This is a genomic window from Arthrobacter alpinus (genome assembly GCF_900105965.1).
GTDB lineage: Bacteria > Actinomycetota > Actinomycetes > Actinomycetales > Micrococcaceae > Specibacter > Specibacter alpinus.
This window is the reverse complement of the sequence record NZ_FNTV01000001.1, coordinates 3042708-3066894: the sequence shown is the minus strand read 5'-3', so window position 1 is coordinate 3066894 and position 24187 is coordinate 3042708. Positions and strand designations below refer to the sequence as shown.

Genomic DNA, 24187 nt, shown 5'->3' with positions numbered 1-24187 from the left:
AACTTTGAGAAACTGGGAAGCATGTCTGAAGTAACTGTTCATCTTCTGCGCCACGGCGAGGTTTTCAACCCCGATGGCGTCCTCTACGGCCGGCTCCCCGAGTTCCACCTTTCCGAGCGTGGCCAAGCCATGGCGGTGATGGTTGCCGAGCACTTCACGGCCCTGAAGAACGACGGCGCCGCTCCCGTTTACCTTGTGGCCTCACCTTTGACTCGCGCCCAGGAAACGGCGCAGCCCACGGCGAAGGCGTTGGGTCTGGAGATCGTGACCGATCCGCGCATCATCGAGGCGGGCAACCACTTCGAGGGCATGAAGGTCAACAAGGCTGAACTACTCAAGCCCAAGCACTGGCCTTACCTTGTGAATCCGTTGCGCCCTTCCTGGGGTGAAGCGTACGCAGCCCAAGCAGAACGCATGTTGGAAGCGGCACGGGATGCCCGCCGTCGTGCTTTCGAAATTGGGGGAGACGGCGCACAAGCCATTATGGTCAGCCATCAGCTCCCGATCTGGTCCACCCGGCGCAGCGCCGAGGGCAAGCACCTGTGGCATGATCCGCGCAATCGCGAATGCACCTTGGCGTCATTGACGTCATTGACCTTCAACGGTGATGACATTGTGAAGGTTGTATACAGCGAACCGGCTGCCGCGTTGCTTCCGGGCGCCGCAACCACTCCCGGCGCCTAGCCCCACAAGCTCAAGGTACACAGCTGACAATCAGCTATTCGACGTAGCGTAGAAGACAATGCCATTTCTGCGTCCGCCCGATGGCTTCCACTTGAAACGAAAGACTTGCGTCGTGACTTCCTCGATGAGCCGTAGATCGTTATTTGCCGCCGGCGGCGCCGCACTGACGGTGGCTTTGGCCGCATGCTCCAGCAACGATCCGTTGGCGGACCAAGCCAATGCCGGCGATAACAAGAATTACATTGCCGGCGACGGGTCTGTCACCGAATACGGGGCCAACGATCGCAAGGATCCGGTCACGTTCACGGCCGCCCTCTTCGACGGCACCAAGGTGGACGCGGCTAATTTCCCCGGCCAGGTCACGATCATGAACTTTTGGTACGCGGCTTGCGCCCCGTGCCGTTTGGAAGCCCCGGACATGCAGGCTCTCAACACCGAATTCAGCCCTAAGGGTGTGAAGTTCCTTGGCGTGAATGTCCGCGATGAAATCGCCGCGGCCGAGGCGTTTGAGCGCAACTTCTCCCTGACGTACCCGAGCATTGTGGACAAAGATGGCGGTGTTTTGCTGGCGCTGACCAAGTTTGTGCCGCCCGCCGCCGTTCCCACCACCTTGGTGCTGGATAAGAAGGGCCGCGTTTCCGCCCGCATCCTTGGCGTGGCCGACAAGGGCACCTTGAAGGCCCTCATCACCTCCGCGCTCGCGGAAAACTAGCGGCATTCCAACTCCATGAACAATCCCTTTGCTGAGACGGTACTGACCGGCTCCATGCTGCTGGCCATTCCCGTTGCACTCCTGGCCGGGCTCGTTTCCTTCCTCTCGCCCTGCGTTTTGCCATTGGTGCCGGGATATTTGGGCTACGTGAGCGGGCTGAGCGGGGCCGATCTGCAAGATCAGCGCCGCGGACGAATGTTTGCCGGGATCGGCTTGTTCGTGCTCGGTTTCTCGGTGGTTTTCATGCTCATTGGCGCCGTCTTTGGACAGCTGGGGGCGTGGCTCATGGGGCCCGACGCCGCTTGGGTCACCCAGGTCCTTGGCCTTGTGGTGATCTTCATGGGTGTGGTGTTCCTCGGTGGTATGAGCTGGTTCCAGAGTGAAGCGAAGATTCACACGAAACCGCCAGCCGGGCTCTGGGGTGCACCAATCCTGGGCCTGACCTTTGGCTTGGGCTGGGCGCCCTGCATTGGCCCAACCTTCAGTGCCGTGCAGCTGTTGGCTTTTTCCGATGGTCCCAACGCGGCCAAGGGGGCGTTCCTCACCTTTGTCTATTGCCTGGGACTGGGATTGCCGTTCCTGCTGATCGCCTTGGGTGCTCGCAAGGGGCTGGGTGCGCTGGCGTTCTTCCGGAAGCACCGGCGCGGATTGCAGTACTTTGGCGGCGGCATGTTGATTGTTCTGGGATTGTTGATGGTGACCGGGTTGTGGGGCACGTGGATCAACGAACTGCAGTTTTGGTTTGCTAATGAAGTGAGATTGCCAATCTAATGAAAGAGACAGTGGTGAAAGAACCCAAGAGCAAGGCACCGAAGCCCGCCGGCGGTGAGGTGGTGCTGCCGCAACTCGGGTTCTTCGGGATGATTCGCTGGGCCTGGCGGCAGCTGACAAGCATGCGCACGGCCCTGTTCCTGTTGCTCCTGCTGGCCGTGGGTGCCGTCCCCGGCTCCTTGTTCCCGCAGCGGTCCTCGGCGCCGTCGGAGGTCACCCAGTACCTGAAGGACAACCCGGGCTCGGGTCCCATCATGGACTGGTTCAAGCTCTTCGACGTGTACTCCTCGCCGTGGTTTGCCGCCATTTACCTGCTTTTGTTCACCTCCTTGATTGGCTGTGTCATTCCGCGCGCCAAAATTCACTGGAAGGCCATGCGTTCGGCACCCCCGCGGACTCCCAAGCGGCTCTCCCGCCTGGCCGAATATGGCACGGTGACCATCCCCGCCGCCAACGCGATCGACGCGGAGACGGCAGTCAAGGACGCCGCAGCTGCGCTGAAGCAGCGTGGATACCGCGTGGATGTCCGGGACCTTGACACCGACCGGCCGTCGGTGGGTGCAGAGATTGGATTCCTGAGGGAAGTCGGCAATCTGCTTTTCCACACGGCCATGATCGGCGTCTTGGCGGCCATCGCCTACAGCGGACTCTTTGGCTACAGCGGCCAGCGCGTGCTCGTTGAAGGAGAAACCTTCGTCAACACCTTGAGCAGCTACGACACCTTCACCCCCGGCACCAACTTCTCCGACGACACCTTGTCTCCGTATTCGGCGCAGCTGGAAAAATTGGCGGTCAAGTATGACAGGTCCACCGAGGCCCACTATGGGCAGCCGCTGGACTTCAACGCCACCTTGAAGGTCAAGGACAGCCCGGATGCTGAAGCCGAGACAAAGACCCTCAAGGTCAATGAGCCTGTGGGCATTGGTGGAACCAACATCTACCTGGTGGGCAACGGATACGCCCCGGTTGTCACTGTCAAGGACGGTGAAGGCAACGTCTCATTCCAGGGACCTGTCATCACCATCCCCACCGATGGCGCCTACACCTCGCTAGTGGTCATCAAAGTTCCCGATGCCAAACCGAACCAGCTCGGCTTTGTGGGCTTCTTCCTCCCCACGGCCTTGGTCGATGACAAGGGTGTGGCCTTTGGCTCCGACCCTGACCCGTTCAACCCGCAGCTCAACCTGAACGCCTACACCGGCGATCTTGGCCTGGACAGCGGTGTGCCGCGGAACGTGTACACGCTGGACACCTCCACACTCACCGAAATCAACTCACGCAACCTTGACGCCGGTGGAATCACGTTGGCACCGGGGCAAAGCTACAACCTTCCCGGCAACAACGGCACCATTAGCTTTGACGGCATCAAGCGTTTTGCGGCCCTGGACATCCGCCATGACCCGGGACAGGTCTTCGTTTTGATCTTTGCCGTGCTGGCCCTGGCCGGCCTGATCGCGTCCTTGTTCTTCAACCGCCGCCGCGTGTGGGTCCGCACGGGCAACCACCCGGATGGGTGCACCATGGTGGAATTTGGCCTGCTGGCTCGTGGTGAGGATCATCGCCTGGCGGGCGAGTACATCGCCATCAACAAGGCGCTGCACGCCAAGTGGCTGGTGCCATTGGAGGATGCAGAGCAAAATAGTGAGCAGCCCCCAACGGCAACCGAAAATCCCGCACCCGGCGACACCCCCGCAACTAAGGATCAGTAATGCAAGATATCAATGAGGGCTTTGCCCAACTCAGCGAGCAGCTCATGCTGGTTGCCGGTATGGCGTACGCGGTGGCATTCTGTGCCTACGTCTGGGACCTGTTCACCTTCAGCAAGGCCGCCAAGATGGGTCTGGCCGGCCAAGAGGCAGCAGCCCAGACCGGCGTGCTTGCCGGCGTCGGCTCTCGCGGAGCAGCAGGCCAGGGCCTTGAAAGCGGACCGCAGGATCGCGGTGTGCGCCCCAGCAGCAAGACCCATTCTGGATCTGACGGAGTAACCGCCGGAGATTCCATGCTTTATGGCAAGGAGCGCCGCGTGGTGGCCCGGGTTGCCGTGGCGCTGACAGTTGTTGCCGCCGTCGTCCAGGGCTTTGCTGTGGTCTTCCGCGGTCTGGCCGCAGGTCGCGTGCCGTGGGGCAATATGTACGAATTCTGCACCACGGGCAGCTTTGCCGTAGCCATCGTCTTCCTGCTGGTCCTGACCCGTCGCGATCTGCGCTTCCTCGGCACCTTTGTCGTGGGCCTGATTTTGCTCATGGTGGTGGCCGCCTCGGTGGCGTTCTGGACTCCCGTGGGCCACCTGGTTCCGGCCTTGCAGAGCTACTGGCTGGTCATCCACGTCTCCATCGCCGTGCTTTCCTCGGCGCTCTTCACCCTGACGTTCGCCATGTCGGTCCTGCAACTCTTCCAGTCCCGCCGCGAGGCATCCATCGCTTCCGGCAAGAAGGACAAGGCGCTCGTGATGCGCCTGGTACCCAACGCGTTGAGCCTGGAAAACCTCTCATACCGCATCAACGGCATCGCGTTTGTTGGTTGGACCTTGACGCTCATGTTCGGTTCCATCTGGGCTGAAAAGGCGTGGGGCCGCTTCTGGGGTTGGGACACCAAGGAAGTCTGGACCTTTGTTATCTGGGTTGTTTACGCCGGCTACCTGCACGCCCGTGCCACGAAGGGCTGGACGGGCACCCGCGCCGCCTGGCTCTCAATTGTTGGCTACCTGTGCGTGGTCTTCAACTTCACCATTGTGAACATGTACTTCTCCGGCCTGCACTCCTATGCAGGCGTAGGCAGCTAAGCACCTCTGCTGGAAACAACTGCTGGATACAGCAACGCCCCGGGTGCCATTCGCGCCCGGGGCGTTGTTGTATCCAGCGAAAGGCGTTACTTGGCGCTGTATGCAGCCGTGACCGTGGCCAGTGTTGCGGTGTCCACATTCTGTGACGGGCCGTGCATGTAGCGGCCAAGCGAATCATCCATGGCGTTGATCCATCGGGTGTGGTGCGTCGTGGCCATGGTGCCGGTGACAACAGATCGATGGACCATGTCGCGATAGCCCAGGATGTCCTTTTCCTTGTGGCCCATCCAGTCCTTGAACAATTGCGAGACGGCGTCAAGATCGAAGGGCGGGTAGTCGGTGGCGGCAATGAGTTCGCGCAGGTAGTCCGATTGGAAATCGGCCTCGGCGTTGTGGTCAACCAGGGCGGCTTGGCGTTCAAGCCACACCTGGATGTCGGCCTCTCGGTCGGCGGCCGAAGGCAGCCCAATGGCGCCCGTCATGACATCGCGGGCAAACCATGCTTGTGCATCGAACATGTTGAATGTGTAGTACTGGTCCTGCGCGCCAAGGTAGAAAAGGTTCGTGTTCTGCTGCCACACCACGCCCTTGTAGAGGTTGGACGGGTACAAAACGTTCTTGGAGGTCAATGACAGGTCACTGGGCAGGAACGGGTACTTGTGCTGGTATCCGGTGCACAGAACGACGGCGTCAAATTCGCCTTGGGTGCCATCGCTGAAGTGCGCCGTGGTGCCCTCAAAATGTGTCACGAGCGGGCGTTCAGCGGTGTTTTCAGGCCAGTCGAAACCCATGGGGCCAGAGCGGTAGCTGAAGGTGATGGATGCGGCACCCATCTTGTGAGCCTGCATCCCGATGTCTTCAGCCGAGTAGCTGCTGCCGATCAACAAGAGGTTGCTGCCGGCAAAGCGCTCGGCGCCTCGGAAGTCGTGGGCGTGCAGAACCTCACCGGGGAAGCTGTTGATGCCCTTGAATTCAGGGACGGCGGGAGTGGAGAAGTGGCCGGTTGACACGACGAGCTTGTCAAAGGTGTGCGCTGTGGTGGTGCCTGTGGCGAGATCTTCCACGGTGAGCGTGAACTCTTCAGTGTCAGGGTTGTAGCTGGTATGGCGGGCGACGGTGTTGAACTGCACGTATTTGCGGACGTCGGACTTTTCAACACGGCCCTTGATGTAGTCGAAGAGGACTTCGCGGGGCGGGAAGGATGAAATGGAGCGTCCAAAGTGCTCGTCGAAGGAGTAATCGGAGAATTCCAAACATTCCTTGGGCCCGTTGGACCAGAGATGGCGGTACATGCTCGAATGCACGGGCTCGCCATGGGCGTCCAGGCCGGTACGCCAGCTGCTGTTCCACTGGCCGCCCCAGTCGTTTTGCTTTTCAAAGCACATGATTTCGGGGATGTCCGCGCCATTCTGGCGTGCTGATTCAAAGGCACGCAACTGTGCCATGCCGCTGGGACCGGCCCCAATGATTCCGACTCGCAATGTCATGCTGCACTCCTCAACCACTGGTTCGTTTCGTTCGTCGCAGGTGACGGTTCGAATCCACACTCCGGCAAAGTGGGTGGCCAAGGGCGGCGCATCCGTGGCGGAGCTAAAAAGCACATGATGTGCGGCGGCAGTACAAACTGCGGCAGTTGTGCAGGCAGCGGATGCTGCCCGGGGCCCAAGAAAATCGATCCCAGCAACCTAAAAGGCGGGAGAAACGGCCCTGATCTTGGCGGCGGCAAAGCCAGCCGCCAAGGATTCGAGAAAGTTTGGCTGCCGATCCAGTAAGGCAGCAAACCCGTTACCCATTGCAACATCTTAGATTTCTTAAGTCAAAGTGAAGCAATGGGTTAGGAATACTTACCGGTCAAGGGTGTTAGAGCTGTGCCACCTGGCCATTTTCCACGGACCAACGCGTGTCAAGGCGTACGGTTTCAAGGAGCCGGCGGTCGTGTGTGACCAATAGGAGCGTGCCCTCGTAGCTTTCCAACGCTTCTTCGAGCTGCTCGATCGCGGGCAGGTCGAGATGGTTCGTTGGCTCATCGAGCACCAGGACGTTCACCCCGCGGGCTTGCAACAATGCCAACGACGCGCGGGTGCGTTCGCCGGGGGAGAGGGCGCCCACCGGGCTCGTCACCTGGTCTGCCTTGAGCCCAAACTTGGCCAGCAAGGTCCGAACCTCTGCCTGGTTCATCTCCGGAACCAGGGTCTCAAAACCGTCTCCCAGTGGTACATCTTCGGGGAACTGGCTGCGGGCCTGGTCGATCTCGCCGATTGCCACATTGGCGCCAAGGGAGGCAACACCGCTGTCCGGGGCAGTGCGGCCCAGCAACAGGCGCAGCAGGGTGGACTTGCCGGCACCGTTTGGGCCGGTAATGCCGATCCGTTCCCCGGAATTGACCTGCAGTGAGACGGGGCCCATTGTGAAGTCGCCTTGCTTGATCACGGCCGCATTCAGCGTGGAGACCACAGTGCTGGAACGCGGAGCGGCGGCAATGCTGAATTGCAGCGCCCACTCCTTGCGCGGTTCCTCAACTTCGTCCAGGCGGGCGATGCGGGACTCCATCTGGCGTACCTTCTGGGCCTGCTTTTCGGAGGATTCGGAGCTTGCCTTGCGGCGAATCTTGTCATTGTCAGGGGCCTTCTTCATGGCGTTGCGCACGCCCTGAGAGCTCCATTCACGCTGCGTCCGGGCGCGACCCACGAGGTCAGCCTTCTTGTCGGCAAACTCGTCATAGGCCTCACGGGCGTGGCGCTTGGCGATGGCACGCTCCTCGAGGAAGGAGTCGTATCCGCCGTCGTACACGGCAACCTTGTTCTGCGCCAGGTCCAGCTCCACCACGGAGGTGATGGTGCGGGCCAGGAATTCACGGTCGTGCGAGACCAGCACAACGCCGCCGCGCAGTCCCTTGACGAACTCCTCGAGCCGGGCCAGTCCGGCCAGGTCAAGGTCATTGGTGGGCTCGTCAAGAAGGACGATGTCGAAGCGGCTCAGCAGGAGGGCGGCCAAGGCCACCCGGGCGGTCTGCCCACCGGAGAGGCCTGTCATGAGTGCCTCGGGGCCAATGTCCAGACCCAGCTCGGCCAGGGTTGCCGGGATGCGGTCATCGAGATCCGCGGCACCGCAGGCGAGCCAGTGGTCAAGGGCTGCCGCGTAACGATTGTCATCCTCGGATTTGCCGGATCCGAGGGCTTCCGCGGAGCTTTCCATCGCCACAGTTGCCTCGGTGCACCCCGTGCGTCGGCCAATATAAGCTGCGACTGATTCGCCTTCAACCCGCTCGTGCTCCTGCGGCAGCCAGCCCACGAAAGCATCGGATGGGGCCGTGCTCACGGTGCCGCCCTGAGGTGTGGTGGCACCGGCCAGCAGACCTAGCAGGGTCGACTTTCCTGCGCCGTTGGCGCCCACAACTCCGATCACATCGCCCGGGGCCACTGTGAAGGAGAGGTTGCTGAAAAGGGTGCGGTGTGCGTGGCCTCCGGAGAGGTCCTTTGCGACAAGGGTTGCGCTCATGATTCCATCTTAAGTTGCTTCCAGCGGCCCGCCGGACGGGCGTGGCATGGGTCTCGCCGGGGCGAGCGGGGCTCCTCACCCTCCGCCGCATGCGGTCTGGGCTCGGGCTCCATCGAAAAGCGCGCCCGCCTCCCATAAATGCGCCCGGTCTACGGGGCGCATTTATGGGAGGCGGGCGCATTCTTTCCCGAGGCAGCGAGACGGCGGCCAGGCAGGGAGGAGGTGCCGGCGTAGGGCATGGGACATTGTTGCCCCAGATGACGGCAACCTTGGGGCCGGGCGCTGACCACGGGCACACTGGAGAGCAGAATCAAGAGTTTCGACCATGCGGCCCTGGCCGGTCGAACGGCAACCCTCGCAACCATAGTGGGGTGCCCCAGGTGACGATTCGACGCCTCGGCACCAGCCGATGGCGTAAGTATGGCGCGGTGCACGGCACTCGCCTTCACGCGAAGGAAAAACCATGAGCGAATCAACTCTGGCGCAATCACAGCAGTCCGAAACTATCGACGACGCCGCACAGCGGTCGGCCCGCTTGGGCGAGGCCGGTGCGGCCTGGACCCAGCGGATCGGGGCGAACCCGGAGAACGCGAAACTGACCTACAAGGTGGCCGGAGTTGGCGTGGGATCGGTGGCCACACGCATCAGCTCCGGCAAGCACCAGTTCACGGTGGACGAGCCCGCCGCGTTGGCCGGTGATGACACGGCCGCGAGCCCGGTCGAGTACGCCCTGGGCGCGGTCATCTCCTGCCAGGTGGTTGTCTACCGCCTGTACGCCGAGCAGCTGGGCATCCAAGTGGATGACATCACCATCAACGCCGAGGGCGATCTGGACGTGCGCGGCCTGTTCGGCATCGACGACACCATCCGCCCGGGATTCAGCGACATCCGGCTGGCCGTGAACATCACGGGCCCGGAATCGCAGGAACGCTATGACGAACTCGCCCGGACGGTGGAGGCCCGCTGCCCCGTCCAGGACCTGTTCAGCAACGCCACGCCGTTCAGCACGGTGATCACGAAGGTCTAAGCGGGTTGCATTGTCCGGTGCGTCATCGAGGAATAAGCAAAGGGATTCGAACGTACCGGCCATCGCCGGAATTGCGCGCCTAGGCGGCCGCGGTGAGCTCGCCGCGGCCGGCTGGGTGTGCGTCCAGCTCAGCCTCCAAAGCTGCCATATCGTAGGAGCCGGTGAAGATTGGCGTGCCCGGTTCAAAAGCGGCGCCGTTGCTGAGGGGGCCGGCGTCGACCGCGTCAAAACCCAACCGCTCCACAAACTCCAGAACCATGGCGCGCGTGTCCTCGTGGTCTGCGGCAACCGCCAGCGCACGCCTGTCCGCCGAGCCGGAGGGGCGGGCGTCGAGCTCCAGTTCGTGATATCCAATGTGGTTCAGCGACTTCGCCACATGGGATTCGGGGATGTGCGCCAAGACCATTTCAGAGCTCGACGGCGCATCCTCCAGCTCGGGCATGTCACCGTTGGTCTCGTGCCAGAAATTCATGGTGTCCAGTACGTGCTTGCCAGCCAGGGCGGCCGGGTCGAGGGTGCGGAACTTGTGCAGGGGAACGGACAGGACCACTAGATCGGCCTGCGCCATCGCTTCCTGGGCGGTCACTGCACTGGCACCGGGGGCCATGACGGAGATGATCAGGTCAATCTTCTGCGGGTCGCCGGAGCCCGCGATCAGCACACGGTATCCGGCCTTCAATGCCTGCCGGGCAACGCCCGTGCCGACCTTCCCTGCCCCGAGGATGCCAATGGTTTGTGTAGTCATGCTGTGGGCCCCTTGGTGTTGGTGGTTTTGAGTTCGGCATCGATCAATGGTTTGACCTCGGTGCCGAAGAGTTCAATGGACTTCAAAACATCCTTCTGCGGCACCGAGGCGAGGTCCATTTCCAGGATGTGGCGGTCGTGGCCCATGCGTTGGTGCGTGAGCAGAATCTTCTCCGCCACTTGTTCCGGGGCGCCGGCATAGATGGCTCCGGCGGGTGCTGTCTGCATGTTGTAGCTGATCCGGTTGGGCTGTGAAAAGCCGCGCTCGCGGGAAATGCCCTCCATGAGGTGGCGCCAATACGGGTAGAAGGTATCCGTGGCACCGTTCTTGGCCACAAGTCCGACGGCGCTGACACCCACCTTCAGTGCCCTGGCGTCGTGCCCGGCCTGCTGTGCTCCGGTGCGGAACAGCTGCGCGTGCCGGGCAAAGTTGCTGATGGAACCGCCCAGCAGTGCGTAGATGACGTTGGTGCCAAGTGCGGCTGCGCGTGCCGTTGAACTGGGAGTGCCGCCCGTGGCGATCCAGATGTCGAGGTTGTTGTTTACCGGACGTGGGTAGATGGTGGCCTGGTCCAGGGCGGGGCGGAACTTCCCGCTCCAGGTGATCGGTTCTTCGTTGTTTCCGGCCTTGTTGAGCGCCAGAAGAAGATCGATCTTCTCGTCGTAGAGTTCCTCATAGTCGTTCAAGTTGGCGCCAAACAATGGGTAGGACTCGATGAAGGAGCCGCGCCCTGCCGTTACTTCGGCGCGGCCGCCGGAGAGTAGATCAAGCGTGGCGAATTGTTGGTAGACGCGAACCGGATCTTCGGTGCTCAGGACCGTGACGGCGGAACCAACCTTGATGTGTTTGGTTTGCGCGGCGGCTGCGGCCAAGACGGGAATCGTGGAGGAGACGGCGTAGTCGGCACGGTGATGTTCACCGATGCCGAAATAGTCCAAGCCCACTTCGTCGGCCAGTCGGGCCCGTTCCAGGAGATCCGCCATTCGTTGCTCGGGGCTGATCAGGGCTCCCGTTACGGGGTCCGCATGGACGTCGCCAAAGCTGTAAATGCCAAGTTCCATCGAGTGCTCCTCAAATCCGGGTGATGCAACCACCGCATCATGAATATGCGTTGTCATACAGATCATCTTACTCAAATATGATCTGTTGTAAAGCTCAATTGTCCGTTATGATGGATGCCATGAGCAATAGCACCGCAATGGAACCCCGGCCCGTCGATTCCCGGGATGACTTTGGTTGGACGCTAGGTGTTCTGGTGCGCAACTATCAAAACGCCTCCATGGCGGCCATGGGTGAGTTCCCTCATGGCCCGCGCGGCTATCAGGTTTTGGTGGCCGTGGTGAGTGGGGAGCAGCCCAATCAATTGGCGCTGGCCCAGCACCTGGGCATAGATCGAACCGTCATGACCTATCTGATCGATGACTTCGTTAAGGCCGGTCTGGTGGAGCGGCAACTGAACCCGGCCGATCGCCGCGCCCGCCTGGTTGTGGCCACGGATGGCGGCCGCAACGAACTGGAGCGGCTGCAGCACGCTGTTCTCGAGGCCGAAAATACGGTTCTTGGCGTCCTGGCTGATGAGGAACGCGAGGTCTTCCGTTCGCTGCTGCGGCGCGTGGCCTGTGAGGCGCCGGCCGTTTCTGAGCACAGCCTTGGGGCCTGCGAAGCCGTCGAAGAAATGTTGGGCGAAGGCAAGAAGTAGCCGGTCGCTTTAGGCCTTTCTGGACCGAGCCTTGCCCATGGTTGCGCCGGGGGAATATGAGCACTCGATCAATAGCTGGGGGAGCGGATCGTTTTTCTTGTCAATCTGGTCAATCAGCGCGTCAACGCCCAGCCGGCCAAGTTCATCGGCCGGGGAAATGAGTACGGCCATTTCCGGTTCAGACATGCTGGCGGTGTCCAGTGACGAGGCTATTGCCAAGACGGAAATGTCATGAGGCAGCCGGTAACCGGCCTGTTGCAGTCCGGCGATGAACCCCGGTCCGGCGTGTTCGTTCATCATCAAAACGCCCGTCGTTTTAGGGTGCTTTGCTGCAAATTCCTTGGCCAGCTCGCGGCCGCCAATTGAAGAATGCAATCCACTCATGATGGCGCCCGTAAGGCCGCGTTGGGCTGTGACTTCGCCGAACGCCTTGCGGGTTCTGGCCACGGGGCCGTAGCCGCCCAGCAGCTGGTTGCCCACTCCGCCGTCGATCAACACAAGGTCGGTGTGTCCTAGTTGAATGAGCCGGTCCACGGCGTTTTCAACGGCAGATTCAAAGTCAACGTCAACAAAGGGGATCCCTGTGGTGTCCCGGGTTCGCCCAATGAGGGCAAAGGGGATATTGCTTCCGGAGAGCTCAACCACGCGCGGGTCATCGAGTTGAACCTCCATGAGAACCACTCCATCCACCAGGCCTGAGGACGTCAGCTCGGTGATGGCCTCGGCGTCGTTGCTCATGGGCCACAGCACCAAGTTGTAGCCACGAAGCCGGGCCTGATCTGCGGCGCTGGTGAAAAATCGCACCGAGGTTGGTGAGAAGCGATGCTGCAGGGCCGGGTACAGCAGGGCGAGGACGTGGGTGCGGCCCCGGGCCAGGGCACTGCCAACTGCGTTGCGGCGGTAGCCCAGATCCTTCATGGCGGCTTCAACCTTGGCCCGCGTTTTGGGTGAGACGGGTTTTGAATTGTTGATGGTGAATGAAACCGTCGCCAAAGACACGTTCGCCAGATTGGCCACATCCTGCATGGTTGCCACGTTGCTCCTCCCAGTTGCTCTGGGTCAAAGCTACCTCACCCAACTTTAGTCATAGTTTGCTCTAGCTTTGACATAAAGTAAAGCGCTTTAATTTTTCCTTGACACGGCAGCCTCGGCACAGGCATGATCAATGTCACAAGCAAAGTAAAGCGCTTTACTGTAAACCATGCCGAGCTGGCTGGAACTCACCAATGGCGAGAATTCACTCAGCCACTGCACGCCGGAACCTGGCTTGCGCGCACAAGTTGAACTACACAAAGCGCATGGAATCACGCATCACGTAACCAAGCAAAGGAGCTACTCGTGAAGAAGCAAAGCAATACCCGCCTGACCAAGTTCTTGGCCCTGGCCGCCGTCGCACCGTTTGTCCTGACGGCCTGTGGAGGAGGGGGCGCCAGTGCCTCCGGTGACGCAACCAGCCTGACCCTCATGGATTACTACAACAACGATCCTGACAAGGGTTTGATTCAGACGGCCATCGATAAATGTGCCGCAGACATTGGCGTCACGATCACCCGTGAAGTAGTTCCCGGTAAGGACCTGATCCAGAAGGTCTTGCAAAAGTCGTCCTCCAAGACGCTGCCTGACATCTTGATGCTGGATAACCCGGACGTGCAGGAGATTGCCTCCACTGGCGGTCTGGCCCCCTTGAGCGATTTTGGTGTGGACACCTCCGGGTTTGCGCAAGGCATGCTCGACGCCGGCACGTTCGAGGGTGAGGTCTACGGCCTGGCTCCCACCGCCAACACGTTGGGCCTGTTCTACAACAAGAAGCTTCTGGCAGACGCCGGCCTGAAACCGCCCACAACGTGGGCGGAACTGAAAACAACGGCCGCGGCGCTGACCACCGGAGACCAGTACGGCCTGGCCTTCTCCGCCATTGCCACCTATGAAGGCGCATGGCAGTTCCTGCCGTTCATGTGGACCAATGGTGGCAGCGAAACGGAGTTGAACACCACCGAGAACAAGGAAGCCCTGCAGCTGTGGAAGGACTTGATCGGCAGCGGTTCGGTATCCAAGGGCGCCATCAATTGGGGCCAGGGCGATGTCAAGGACCAGTTCATGGCTGGCAAGGCCGCCATGATGATCAACGGGCCGTGGCAGATCCCCGCACTGAACGACGACGCCTCCCTCGAATGGGGATCCGTCCAGGTGCCCGTCAACAAGGCAGGCCAGACACCCACCGCACCGTTGGGTGGCGAGGTCTGGACGGTTCCGCAGACAGGGGACAAAGCCAAGCAGGCCAAGGCTGCCGAATTCATTAGCTGCTTCACTGCGGGAGACACCCAGGTGGCCTTGGGAACAGAGCGCTACACGGTTCCCACCAAGCCCGAGCTTGCCAAGGAATACGTTGAGAAGATGCCGGACATGGCCTCATTCACCGAACAAATTGCCAATGCACGCTCACGCACGGGAAATCTTGGCGCCGAGTGGCCCAAGGCCGCCACCATCATTTACACGGCCATCCAGCTGGTGCTGACGGACAAGGCCACCGTCGATGAGGCCTTCGCCCAAGCCGCCAAGGGCTAACGCCACCACCATTTCGACGCCGGTTCCACAGCCCCTGAGGCGGTGGAGCCGGCAGAGAGGCCACCATGACTTCCCTTTCAACAGACGCCCCTTCTGCGCCAGCCACCCGTTCCGGTAAGGATGCAGGGGTTACGGCACCAAGGCCACGGCAGAGTTTTTGGACTCGCGAAAACCTTGCCAAAATCCTCTTTGTAGTTCCCGCTGGCCTCTACATGCTCTTGTTCTTCGGCTATCCCGTGTTCAAGAACCTGATCATGAGTATGCAGGACTACACCACAAAGACCTTCTTCACCGGTGAAGCCCCGTGGGTTGGCTTCCAGAATTACGTAACCGTCATCAGCTCAAACCTATTTGGGCCGGCGTTGCTTAACACGGCGCTGTTTACGGTGGCCTCCATTGCCGGGCAGTTCGCAATTGGCCTTGCGCTGGCCTGCTTCTTCAACCGCAACTTTCCGCTCAGCCGCTTCCTGCGGGCCATGCTGCTGCTCCCGTGGCTGTTGCCCTTGATCGTGGCCAGCGCAACCTGGCGCTCCATCCTTGATCAGGACTCCGGAATCCTCAACCAATTCCTGAGCAACTTCGGCATCCCGGCCATCGGGTGGCTGACCAGCCCGGACGTGGCGCTCATCGCGGTCATTCTAGTCAACATTTGGGTGGGCATCCCCTTCAATGTCACGCTGATTTACGGTGGCCTCCAGGACATCCCTGGCGAACTCTACGAGGCCGGGCAGTTGGACGGTGCCACCGGCTGGAAGGCCTTCCGGTACATCACCTGGCCCAACCTACGCCCCGTTGTCAGCGTGGTGCTGATTCTTGGCGTTGTCTACACCATCAAGGTTTTGGACATCATCTTGGGCCTGACGAACGGTGGCCCCGCGAACTCGACTCAAACCATTGCTGTGCGCTCCTACCAGGAATCGTTCGTCAATTTCGAGTTCGGGGTGGGTGCAGCCTTCTCCAATATCCTGATCATCATTTCCCTCGTATTCGCCGTCATCTACCTGCGGGCCAATCGCCGCGCCGTCGATGAGTAGGAGATCTCAATGACTACTGCAACCTTGAATCAATCCCGTGTTCGCGTGAGTGCACTACGGCGCCGAGCCTTGAAAACCCGCGCATCAACCGTCCTGGGCATCATCTTCCTCGCCTTCATGCTGTTCCCCATCTACTGGATGGTCAACGCCTCGTTGCAACCGTCTGGCAACACCCTCTCGGCGGATTTCTTTCCATGGAATCCGAGCTTCGCCGGCTATGAAAAGGCCATCGCAGACCAGGGCAAGAATCTACTGACGAGCCTTGTCATTGCCCTCGGAACCGTAGTGGTCACGCTCGCCATTGCAGCACCGGCCGCTTATGCGCTGGCCCAGTTCAAATTCCGGTGGATCAGCTGGGCGCTGCTGGCTATCCTGATCGCCCAGATGATTCCCGGTGTTGTCATCGCCAATGCGCTTTACGCCGCCTATAACAATCTGGGACTTTTGAACACCATCCCCGGCCTGGTCCTGGCGGACGCCAGCCATGCCATCCCCTTCGCGATCTTGATCATGCGGGCGTCGATGATGAGCATTCCGGCGTCGATCATTGAGGCGGCACGCGTGGATGGGGCAGGCCAGGTTCGGGCTTTCGTCTCGATTGCCATGCCCATCGCCAAGAATGCGCTGATCACGGCAGGCCTGTTTGCTTTCCTGTTCGCATGGAGCGACTTCCTCTTCGCACTGACGTTGACCACCACGGATGAGATCCGCCCCGTAACACTGGGCGTCTACCAATACCTCGGCACCCAGGTCTCCAACTGGAGCGCCGTCATGGCAACCGCAGTGCTGTCCTCGCTGCCGGCCATTGTGCTTCTGGTGGTGGCGCAGAAATACATTGCCGCCGGTGCCACCGGTGGAGCCGTGAAATAGCCACCCCACCAGCTAGCCAGCATGAAGCCCAACGGGCAAACCACACAAAACCATGTAAAGAAAGTGACAACAATGTCTGGAATTACCAGCCCCGAAACTCCCATCACCGTAGTTGTCTGGGGAGAAAACCGGCACGAGCAAGTTGAGCAGAGCGTCCGGGACATTTACCCCGCCGGCATGCACACCACCATCAAGGAAGGCATCGAAGAGAACCTCGGCGCCAACGCCAAGGTAACAACTGTGACCCTGGACGATCCCGAACATGGTCTGAGCGAGGACGTCCTCGCTGCAACCGACGTCCTCGTCTGGTGGGGCCACGCCGCTCACGGTGAAGTTTCCGATGAGGTAGTTGAACGCGTGCACAAGCACGTTCTGGCCGGCATGGGGCTGCTGGTGCTGCACTCGGGCCACTGGTCCAAGATCTTCGGCAAGCTCATGGGCACCTCGTGCACCCTGCGCTGGCGCTCGGAGCAGGACCGCGAAATCGTGTGGACGGTTGACCCCACCCACCCCATCGCCCAAGGAGTGCCACATCCATTCATCATTCCGGCCCAGGAAATGTATGGCGAGTACTTTGACGTTCCCGCCCCGGATGAGCTCATCTTCCTCTCCACGTTCACAGGTGGAGAAGTGTTCCGCAGCGGCATGACCTACCGCCGCGGTTTCGGCAAGATCTTCTTCTTCAGCCCCGGCGATCAGGACTACCCCGTGTACCACCAGAAAGAGGTTCGCAAGGTCATTGCCAATGGAGTCCAATGGGCCAGGACGCTTCGCCCGGAACGCGCGGAACCAGTTCTGCTGCGCTATGAAACCGAAGACTTCTACACCGGCCACGGCTACCAGGGAGCGATCTCAAATTGAGCACTTTCGCCACAATTGATACCCCCGGCCCGCTCCGCCTGGTCCAGGTTGGCGCTGGCGGCATGGGGAAGGCCTGGATCGAAGCGATCACCGCCAACCCGGACGTGGAATTGGTGGGCTTGGTTGACCTGAATACGGACACGGCCCGGGAGGCGCTCGCCGAAAAGGGACTCGATGGCGTTTTGGTGGGAACCAGCGTCAGCGAGGTCGCGGCAGCAACGGGCGCCCATGCGGTGGTCAACGTGACAGTTCCCGTTGCACACCATCCCGTCAACGTTGAGGCCATGTTTGCGGGCCTGCCCGTGCTGTGTGAGAAGCCTGCTGCGCCTACGGTTGCCCAGGCGCTGTCCCTCGCGGCGGGTGCTGAGGCCAGCGGTCAGCTCTTGATGATTAGCCAGTCCCGGCGCTACTTCAACTCATTGGCCCAGCTCAAGGCGGTCACCGGGGAGCTGGGCGAGATCGGTGTCATCACCACCGAGTTCTTCAAGGCGCCGCACTTTGGTGGCTTCCGTGAGGACATGGACCATGTGCTGCTCGTTGACATGGCCATTCACCCGTTCGACGCCGTCCGGTACCTCACCGGGCAGGATCCGGTCAGCGTGTACTGCGAAGAGTTCAACCCGTCCTGGAGCTGGTACAAGGCCGACGCCGCTGCTACCGCCATCTTTGAGTTCTCCAGCGGCCTGCGCTATGTGTACTCCGGTTCGTGGTGCGCAGATGGCCAGGAAACGTCCTGGAATGGTCAATGGCGCGTCAACGGGGAACGCGGAACAGCGTTGTGGGATGGTGAGCAGGCTCCCATTGTTGATGCCACAGATGCAACCGGCAGCCAGCTCGCTGTGCCAGTTGCAGGCGAGGGCCCGGAGCAGATTGCCGGCTCCCTGGCCGAGTTCGTCTCTGCTGTGCGGACTGGCGTAATGCCGGACGGTCAGATTCATTCCAACGTGCATTCCTTGGCCATGGTGGAGGCGGCTGTGCAGTCCGCAGAAACCGGCCAGCGTGTTCGGATTGATGATGTTCTGATGGCCGCCTACGCCCAGGCCATGGATGCTGAGAAGAGGACGGACGTCAAGGCCGTATTGTCCGGCTGGGGTTCACCGTTGGAGCGGTTCGCCAGCCGTTTGGACGCCATCAGCCACTAGTCCGCGGTGCTCTTGAGCAATGGTGGGGCAGAAAGGGGAACCATTGTGCCCCACCAACGCCTTCAGGAGCCTGCGCTTCCCTGGAAGGTCAGGCTTTTGACCATTTCCAGTTCGTTTTTCATGGGGTCGAGATTGTACGGAACCCTATGTCCAGTGGCGCTGAAGCCGTTGCGCTCGTAATACCTCCGTGCGCGGGAATTCTCCTCGTGCACATGAAGAGTTAGCCGGCTGTTTTCGGTGCCGGCCCAATCTTCCATTGCGGACAGGAGCGCATCGCTCAGACCCACCTGCCGGCCACGAAATGCGGGGGCAACGTAAACGCCAACAAGGAGTGGGCCGGTTATTGGATCTGGAACGTAACCACCCATCGCCCCCACCCAGCGGCCGGAATCGGTGATCGCCGCGATCGAAATGCCGTGCTCAGCAGTGCCCCGGCTTCCGCGCATTCTCCACTCGGCATCATCATGGCTCAGGGCATCATGAAGCGTTTCGGCGTAAGCAGTGGGCGTATCGCGAATCATTTCCAAGCGCAGATCACGGATCGCACGCCAGTCTGAAGCAACCGTTCGTCGTATTGAAAAGGCAGTTGTTTGCATCGTCGAAAGTCTAGTTCATGCAGTGGCGCCGTCTGCTAGGAGCCCCGCGCCACTTAGCTGATCTTCGAGGGGAGTCCGGGGAGACCGTCGATGCTCTTTGCATTCCGCTCTTGGCGGTACGCGGACATGCCGTCCACGCCCTTCTGTTCCGCCTGCAGGCGGAGCAGGTCACGTTCTCCGGTCATCTCCATGACAGGAACACCCCAGCCGCACGAGTCGCTGACCCGGGTGACATCTACAACGATGACCGCCCTGGTGCTCGGGTGATCCGGGTGGAGCGCCACCACCTCTTCAAAGCTTGGCTCGCCGGGAAGGTGGACAGAGCCGTGCCCGTGTAGCCGAACGATCCGGGGCCGGCTGCCGAACGAATTGAACATCAGACATACGCGGCCGTTTTCTCGAATGTGCGAGATGGTCTCGACGCCGCTGCCGGTGTAGTCGACCCAGGCGACCCTGTGCGGGGCCAAGATCGAGAACGAGTCGTGACCGCGGGGCGACATGTTCACATGTCCGTCCGCTCCGAGGGGTGCCGTGGCGACGAACCACATGGGCTGCTCCTCGATCCACGTCTTCAACTTTTCGTCAATGGAATCGAATATCTTGGCCATAGTGTGAGCCTAGTGCATCGAATTGTGGGCCCACCGGTTCACTCGACGGTAGTGCCGGAATTGCCAATGCGTTCTCGAAGCCGCTTACTGAGCGCCACGTCATGCGGGACTTTCTGGAGCAACTCAACGCTGATCTTGACACCATTCCTGGCCAGTATCGCTTGAATGTATTTCCAGTAAGCCAGTGTGGCGTCCTCGGCGTTTTGCTCGCCGAATGGTTCATCGGGACCCACTACGTCGCGCGCTGTCTTCTCGATCTCCTGGGGATGAGCCTCAGACCAGGGTTGGCTCGAAGCCCAACCGCGGTCGTCCAGCACTAAAATTGACTTCCCAGTATCGAGTTCGGCCTCATGCAGCACTGACACTGAAACGTTTTGACCGTTGGCTCCATCGTGAACATCGGCAAAGCTAACAAAGCGGGCTACGTTCCTCATGAGTTGGCTCCGGTTTTCGGGACGTTTGCCACCACATTAGGACGGATGACTGTGGGCGAGGCGAAGTCGGTGTTATCAATGACGAAGGTGGCGTGGCTCCACGGCTGAACCGCTTCGAAGTAGCGACGCTGCCCCTCGACGTACCGGCGCAGTGTGGGGTGTTCCGGGTCGGGATTGCTGCCGTTGCGAACGGCCATTCGCGCTGCTGTCTCGGTGAAGGGTACGTCCAGGAACACTGACGCATCCCAGTAGTGGCGAATTTCGTCACGGTGCAGGAACATGCCTTCCACCAAGATCAGCGCATCTGAGGGAGCCTGAATGAACTCCGCCGGTGCGGTGCGGTCGGCTTTGTGGCCATAGGAGGCAGGCGAGTACCACCCATTCCCGTTCGGCTGCAGGGGTGCGAATAATTGGTTCCGCACGGCTGCGTAATTGTAGGTGTCCTGCCAAAAGCCTTCGGCCGAGCTGCGGCCCTTGGCGTGCCGAATGGCCGAGGGATTAAGGAAGTCGTCCATGTGAATGACAATCACGGGTCGATCCTGGATCGCGGCCTTTAACTTGGCGGCGAAGGCAGTCTTTCCACTGCCATCGACGCCGTCAACTCCCAGGAACCGCCGACCGGGACCCACTGCGGCGAGAATGTCGGTTGCCAGTGATCTCATGAACTCATTCATACCGCCATGGTCCCAGATGTAGTCATCAGGCAACGTTGGCGTGGGGAAAACTGGTGGACGCTCACTTGAGGCGGCGGCTATGCGTACGGCTCCCGACGGCCCGGCGCTCGCGCACGGCCGCAACGACCTTGGTAATCTGAGCGTCGAAAGCGTCCAACTGTTCAGCCTCGGCTGCGCTCGCAACGAAAGCGCCTCGATCGCAGGCTGAACCGCCGCGCCATATCCACTCAATGGCTCGGGTCGCGGTGATGTCCTCCAGCGGGTCACCGGAAACGAGGACCAGGTCTGCTCGAAGTCCAACGCCCACGCGTCCTCGGTCCTCCAGGCCGAAGACTCGTGCCGGTTGGCTTGTGGCAGCGACCAGTGCCTGCGTTGGGCTCAGGCCGCACCGGACAAGGAGCTCTAATTCCCGATGCAGGCTTGCCCCGAACACGGTCCCGGGGTTCGGAGCGTCGGTGCCTGCAAGGAGTGTCACGCCAGCATTGGCCAGCCGCCGCACGTTCTCCTCGGCACGTGAATAAGGCGGCATTGCGCGGCCACGGAACCCCTTGGAAGCCGATGTCAACCGGTGTACCCAGGCATCCCCGAGCGCATCAGCGAGCAGAGGATCCTCGGCCACGGCCGCGCCGCCCTGTTCACCGAGGGTATTTTCGATGGTCGCAAGCGTGGGACCAACAGCCATTCCGGCGTCGGCAATGCGTTCGATCAGGGACATGCCAAGCTCGACGTCGGCGGGAACGTGGGCGAGCACGTCGACGCCGGCGGACACGGCCTCCTCGAGCCCCGCCGTCGAGCTCACATGCGCGACGACGAGCAGGCCACGGGCGTGGGCCGCAACGACCAGTGCCTTGATGGTTCCGGAATTTAGCGAGGGCCACAGGCCCCCGGTGCCGGAGATAATCTTGAGGTAGTCCGAGCCCTCAGCAATCCGTTCCGCGACGAACTGTTCTGCCTGCTCAGCGGCGGTCAACGTGGGGAACGGGGCGTACATCAGAGAGGGGTGCCCGCCTGGCGCGGTGGCGCCGACCCCCGAGGAACGAACATCGGCCACGTCAGGGCGCGAGTCAGCCTGCTCCTTGGCCCTGGCGACAACGTCTGGCTTGCTGAACATGTCCAGGACGGTGGTGACGCCGAAGTTCAAAGATTGGGCCAGTGCCCCGGAAACGATGTGCACGTGGGCGTCGATCAGCCCGGGAAACACGGTCCCACCCGCTGCATCGATCACCTCGTCGCCCTCCTGGGCAGCCGAGGCCACAGAGCACTCTGTGATCAAGCCGCCAACGAACCGGACCGAGGTCCAGTCCTTCAGCGTCGTCCCGTCGAACACCTTCGCGTTCACGATCGTTGTCGCCTTGGACATGGGGTTCCTCTCCGCCCGCCGGCTGCGCCTGACGCTATCTTCAGCTGCCCCTAGTTTTTGGCGTATCGCTGACAAACTAGGTGGATCCAGCTTTGACTGGGTACCGAAAGACGAACGATGATGCAGTCCTCGGCGGCCTCTTAGGGACAAGGATGGACCACCCAGAATAGATTCGCCTAGCTGGGATTTGTGGAGTCTGCGTCACGTCTTTGGGCAGCAATCTCGGCGTTTCGGGCGTCAATAATGCCGTCCCGCGTTCCTGACCGTATGACCCCGTACAAGACGTAAAAGAAGATCACCGCAAATACGATAGCTAGAACGAATGCCATAAGCTTTTCCCCCCACGGGATTTCTTGTTCAGAAGCGAACGTCACCAGCCTACTCCAGGCGCACGGATGACCGCTGGCTGAGTTCCAGACCGGTGACGTACAGCTATGCGTAAGGAAGAATAGTGTCCATGACCAGCGGGGAGAACGGCAAAAAGGAAGCACAAAAGCCGGACACGCGCACAGCGGCGCCCATTGACGCCACGTTCGCACTGCCGGAAGCCATGACCGGCAGGGCAAGTCCAGCGAAAGCGGCGGTCGGAGATAGACCGGTCTTCGCGTACATCGCCACTCTGCCGCAGCCGCAGCGCAGCCTCGCCGAAACAGTGGATGCGCTGGCGGCCAAGACCCTGCCCAACCTCCAGCGGTCCGTGAAGTGGGGCATGTCCTACTACGGTGTCGGTGACGGTTGGTGCTTTAGTTGCGGCGGTTTTGCCGGCCACGTCAAGCTCATGTTTATCAATGGCGCGGCGCTCGATCCAGTACCTCCTGTGACGCCAATAGGCATGGGCAAGGCGACGCGGGGCGTGGAGATCGAATCCATGGAGGACCTCGACGAACACCAGATCGCGGCGTGGATGAAACAAGTCACGTCAGTGCCAGGTGTTGGAGGGAAGAAACGCTGAACCGATTCGGGTTTCAGTCTTTCGTCAGGTCTTGGGCGAGCATCACGAGGATTCCGCTGGGGCCGCGAAGATATGTGAGCTTATAGATGTCGGCGTAATTTGCCACGCCACGTAGTGGATGGCATCCATGCTTTGCAGCTATTTCGAGGGCCGCATCGATGTCGTCTACCGAGAAGGCCACGCGGTGCATTCCGATGTCGTTGGGGCGGGTGGGGTTCGTCTCGATCGCTTCGGGGTGGATGTATTCGAAGAGCTCGAGCCGGCCATGACCGTCCGGGGTCTGGAGCATAGCGATATTGGCATGATTCCCATCAAGTCCGACGGCGGTGTCGGTCCAATCGCCGCTGACCGTGTCACGGCCGACCACGGTAAGACCCAGATCGGTGAAAAAGGCGATGGTTTCTTCGAGGTCGCGAACGGCGATACCAACGTTTTCAAGTTTTATGGCCATGTGTTGAAAGCTACCAAGGCGCACCGATTAACTCCAGCGTCGTGGCGCCACAGCTGCCCTCAAGTTCGTCCCAGATTGACTGCCATGGATTTCTCTTGCCCCTTCCTTGAGGTCGAAACATCCTGTAGCCTCAATCCAAAATTGACTGGGGGCAATTGTGAAACATTTTTCACTTCGGTTCGTTGGCGCGGCCGGAATTGTGCTTTTCCTTCTGACAGGCTGTTCCGGTCAGGCCGGGCTCAAGGAACTAAACCGTGCCGCCACGGTCGAGGACGCGCTACCTGCGGTTGTCGCTCTCCCGGACCAGGTGAACCGGGACAGTGCGCGCCTGCTCGCCTCCAAGGACGGTGTGCAATACTTCGCGGCCCAAAGCGACGATGCCAGAACCACCTGCATGGCCCTTGTTCCGTCGGGTGATGCCTCCGGTTCGCATGTAGGTTGCGGAGATACGAAAAACGCCGGCGAAATTGTTAATTTGTCGTCATCGGAGGGGGCTTTTTCAACGATTCTTCTAGGCGACGACTCCGACACTGGAAAAATCGAATCTGGCTGGATAAAGATCGCCGAGAACATTCTCATCGCTGAACGTTAGAAATTTCTCGTGCGAATACCGGTCACCTTGCTCGGAGTACTTTCGATCTAGCGGAGAGGCCCCAAACAATACCGATCGCACCAATGACAATGAGAATAGTTCCCCAAGAAGTAGCACCTTCTCTGGGATG

25 protein-coding genes and 1 riboswitch are annotated in these 24187 nt (G+C 60.6%); of the genes, 14 read left to right on the top strand and 11 right to left on the bottom strand.

Annotated features, from left to right (window positions below):
* Window positions 1-21 precede the first annotated feature (21 nt).
* From BLV41_RS14060 to ccsB, 5 genes are all read left to right on the top strand, one after another.
* A complete protein-coding gene (locus BLV41_RS14060; protein WP_074712195.1) occupies window positions 22-684 on the top strand; it encodes a histidine phosphatase family protein in 663 nt (220 codons plus the stop codon).
* A gap of 124 nt (window positions 685-808) precedes the next feature.
* Window positions 809-1396, top strand: a complete 588-nt coding sequence (locus BLV41_RS14055) for a TlpA family protein disulfide reductase (protein ID WP_074712194.1) — start codon at window positions 809-811, stop codon at window positions 1394-1396.
* A 15-nt stretch (window positions 1397-1411) separates the two neighbouring features.
* Entirely contained in the window at window positions 1412-2167 is a 756-nt protein-coding gene (locus tag BLV41_RS14050) for a cytochrome c biogenesis CcdA family protein (RefSeq protein WP_074712193.1), read from the top strand.
* Window positions 2167-3876, top strand: a complete 1710-nt coding sequence (gene resB / locus BLV41_RS14045; RefSeq protein WP_074712192.1) for a cytochrome c biogenesis protein ResB — start codon at window positions 2167-2169, stop codon at window positions 3874-3876. The genes BLV41_RS14050 and resB overlap by 1 nt, the downstream gene beginning before the upstream one ends.
* Window positions 3876-4949: a c-type cytochrome biogenesis protein CcsB gene (gene ccsB / locus BLV41_RS14040; protein ID WP_074712191.1), complete on the top strand. Its 1074-nt coding sequence runs from the start codon at window positions 3876-3878 to the stop codon at window positions 4947-4949. The genes resB and ccsB overlap by 1 nt, the downstream gene beginning before the upstream one ends.
* A gap of 86 nt (window positions 4950-5035) precedes the next feature.
* On the opposite strand, the gene BLV41_RS14035 is transcribed toward ccsB, so the two are convergent.
* On the bottom strand, window positions 5036-6436 hold the full coding sequence (locus BLV41_RS14035) for an NAD(P)-binding domain-containing protein (RefSeq protein WP_074712190.1): 1401 nt from the start codon (window positions 6434-6436) through the stop codon (window positions 5036-5038).
* 373 nt (window positions 6437-6809) lie between these two features.
* Window positions 6810-8447 carry an ABC-F family ATP-binding cassette domain-containing protein gene (locus BLV41_RS14030; protein ID WP_074712189.1) on the bottom strand — a complete coding sequence of 546 codons (1638 nt, stop codon included), beginning with the start codon at window positions 8445-8447 and terminating at the stop codon, window positions 6810-6812.
* Window positions 8448-8755: 308 nt separating this feature from the next.
* Window positions 8756-8874, top strand: a riboswitch (SAM riboswitch).
* Window positions 8875-8910: 36 nt separating this feature from the next.
* Between BLV41_RS14030 and BLV41_RS14025 the strand changes: the two genes are divergently transcribed.
* Window positions 8911-9474, top strand: coding sequence for an OsmC family protein (locus BLV41_RS14025; protein WP_083360788.1), 564 nt, complete (start codon window positions 8911-8913; stop codon window positions 9472-9474).
* Window positions 9475-9553: 79 nt separating this feature from the next.
* Here BLV41_RS14025 and BLV41_RS14020 read toward each other — a convergent pair whose 3' ends face one another.
* Window positions 9554-10267, bottom strand: coding sequence for an NADPH-dependent F420 reductase (locus BLV41_RS14020; protein ID WP_483073315.1), 714 nt, complete (start codon window positions 10265-10267; stop codon window positions 9554-9556).
* Window positions 10216-11337 (bottom strand): LLM class flavin-dependent oxidoreductase, encoded by a 1122-nt coding sequence (locus BLV41_RS14015; protein WP_244516910.1) that lies wholly within the window; start codon window positions 11335-11337, stop codon window positions 10216-10218. The genes BLV41_RS14020 and BLV41_RS14015 overlap by 52 nt, the downstream gene beginning before the upstream one ends.
* 62 nt (window positions 11338-11399) lie before the next feature.
* Between BLV41_RS14015 and BLV41_RS14010 the strand changes: the two genes are divergently transcribed.
* Window positions 11400-11918, top strand: a complete 519-nt coding sequence (locus BLV41_RS14010; protein WP_074713330.1) for a MarR family winged helix-turn-helix transcriptional regulator — start codon at window positions 11400-11402, stop codon at window positions 11916-11918.
* 9 nt (window positions 11919-11927) lie between these two features.
* Here BLV41_RS14010 and BLV41_RS14005 read toward each other — a convergent pair whose 3' ends face one another.
* Window positions 11928-12944 (bottom strand): LacI family DNA-binding transcriptional regulator, encoded by a 1017-nt coding sequence (locus tag BLV41_RS14005; RefSeq protein ID WP_244517025.1) that lies wholly within the window; start codon window positions 12942-12944, stop codon window positions 11928-11930.
* A 312-nt stretch (window positions 12945-13256) separates the two neighbouring features.
* On the opposite strand from BLV41_RS14005, the gene BLV41_RS14000 reads away from it, so the two are divergent.
* The 5 genes from BLV41_RS14000 to BLV41_RS13980 all read left to right on the top strand — a co-directional run bounded on the left by BLV41_RS14000 (window position 13257) and on the right by BLV41_RS13980 (window position 18390).
* The gene (locus BLV41_RS14000; RefSeq protein ID WP_074712185.1) at window positions 13257-14483 is read left to right on the top strand and encodes a sugar ABC transporter substrate-binding protein; all 1227 of its coding nucleotides are present in this window, start codon (window positions 13257-13259) and stop codon (window positions 14481-14483) included.
* Between the two features lie 65 nt (window positions 14484-14548).
* Window positions 14549-15517 (top strand): carbohydrate ABC transporter permease, encoded by a 969-nt coding sequence (locus BLV41_RS13995; RefSeq protein ID WP_074712184.1) that lies wholly within the window; start codon window positions 14549-14551, stop codon window positions 15515-15517.
* A gap of 9 nt (window positions 15518-15526) precedes the next feature.
* Window positions 15527-16387, top strand: a complete 861-nt coding sequence (locus tag BLV41_RS13990) for a carbohydrate ABC transporter permease (RefSeq protein ID WP_083360787.1) — start codon at window positions 15527-15529, stop codon at window positions 16385-16387.
* A 72-nt stretch (window positions 16388-16459) separates the two neighbouring features.
* Window positions 16460-17248, top strand: a complete 789-nt coding sequence (locus BLV41_RS13985; RefSeq protein WP_074712183.1) for a ThuA domain-containing protein — start codon at window positions 16460-16462, stop codon at window positions 17246-17248.
* The gene (locus BLV41_RS13980; protein WP_074712182.1) at window positions 17245-18390 is read left to right on the top strand and encodes a Gfo/Idh/MocA family protein; all 1146 of its coding nucleotides are present in this window, start codon (window positions 17245-17247) and stop codon (window positions 18388-18390) included. Before BLV41_RS13985 ends, BLV41_RS13980 begins: the two co-directional genes overlap by 4 nt.
* A 62-nt stretch (window positions 18391-18452) precedes the next feature.
* Here the strand turns inward: BLV41_RS13980 and BLV41_RS13975 are convergent, their stop codons facing one another.
* From BLV41_RS13975 to BLV41_RS13955, 5 genes are all read right to left on the bottom strand, one after another.
* The gene (locus BLV41_RS13975; RefSeq protein ID WP_074712181.1) at window positions 18453-18986 is read right to left on the bottom strand and encodes a GNAT family N-acetyltransferase; all 534 of its coding nucleotides are present in this window, start codon (window positions 18984-18986) and stop codon (window positions 18453-18455) included.
* 53 nt (window positions 18987-19039) lie between these two features.
* Entirely contained in the window at window positions 19040-19594 is a 555-nt protein-coding gene (locus tag BLV41_RS13970) for a pyridoxamine 5'-phosphate oxidase family protein (RefSeq protein WP_074712180.1), read from the bottom strand.
* A gap of 38 nt (window positions 19595-19632) precedes the next feature.
* Window positions 19633-20028 carry a hypothetical protein gene (locus tag BLV41_RS13965; protein WP_074712179.1) on the bottom strand — a complete coding sequence of 132 codons (396 nt, stop codon included), beginning with the start codon at window positions 20026-20028 and terminating at the stop codon, window positions 19633-19635.
* Window positions 20025-20690 carry a nucleoside/nucleotide kinase family protein gene (locus BLV41_RS13960; protein WP_074713328.1) on the bottom strand — a complete coding sequence of 222 codons (666 nt, stop codon included), beginning with the start codon at window positions 20688-20690 and terminating at the stop codon, window positions 20025-20027. Before BLV41_RS13960 ends, BLV41_RS13965 begins: the two co-directional genes overlap by 4 nt.
* 73 nt (window positions 20691-20763) lie before the next feature.
* The gene (locus tag BLV41_RS13955) at window positions 20764-22062 is read right to left on the bottom strand and encodes an amidohydrolase family protein (RefSeq protein ID WP_074712178.1); all 1299 of its coding nucleotides are present in this window, start codon (window positions 22060-22062) and stop codon (window positions 20764-20766) included.
* A gap of 457 nt (window positions 22063-22519) precedes the next feature.
* On the opposite strand from BLV41_RS13955, the gene BLV41_RS13945 reads away from it, so the two are divergent.
* Window positions 22520-23014, top strand: coding sequence for a DUF1801 domain-containing protein (locus tag BLV41_RS13945; RefSeq protein ID WP_083360785.1), 495 nt, complete (start codon window positions 22520-22522; stop codon window positions 23012-23014).
* A 13-nt stretch (window positions 23015-23027) separates the two neighbouring features.
* Here the strand turns inward: BLV41_RS13945 and BLV41_RS13940 are convergent, their stop codons facing one another.
* A complete protein-coding gene (locus BLV41_RS13940; protein ID WP_074712177.1) occupies window positions 23028-23465 on the bottom strand; it encodes a VOC family protein in 438 nt (145 codons plus the stop codon).
* Window positions 23466-23622: 157 nt separating this feature from the next.
* On the opposite strand from BLV41_RS13940, the gene BLV41_RS13935 reads away from it, so the two are divergent.
* Entirely contained in the window at window positions 23623-24057 is a 435-nt protein-coding gene (locus tag BLV41_RS13935; RefSeq protein ID WP_074712176.1) for a hypothetical protein, read from the top strand.
* Window positions 24058-24187 lie beyond the last annotated feature (130 nt).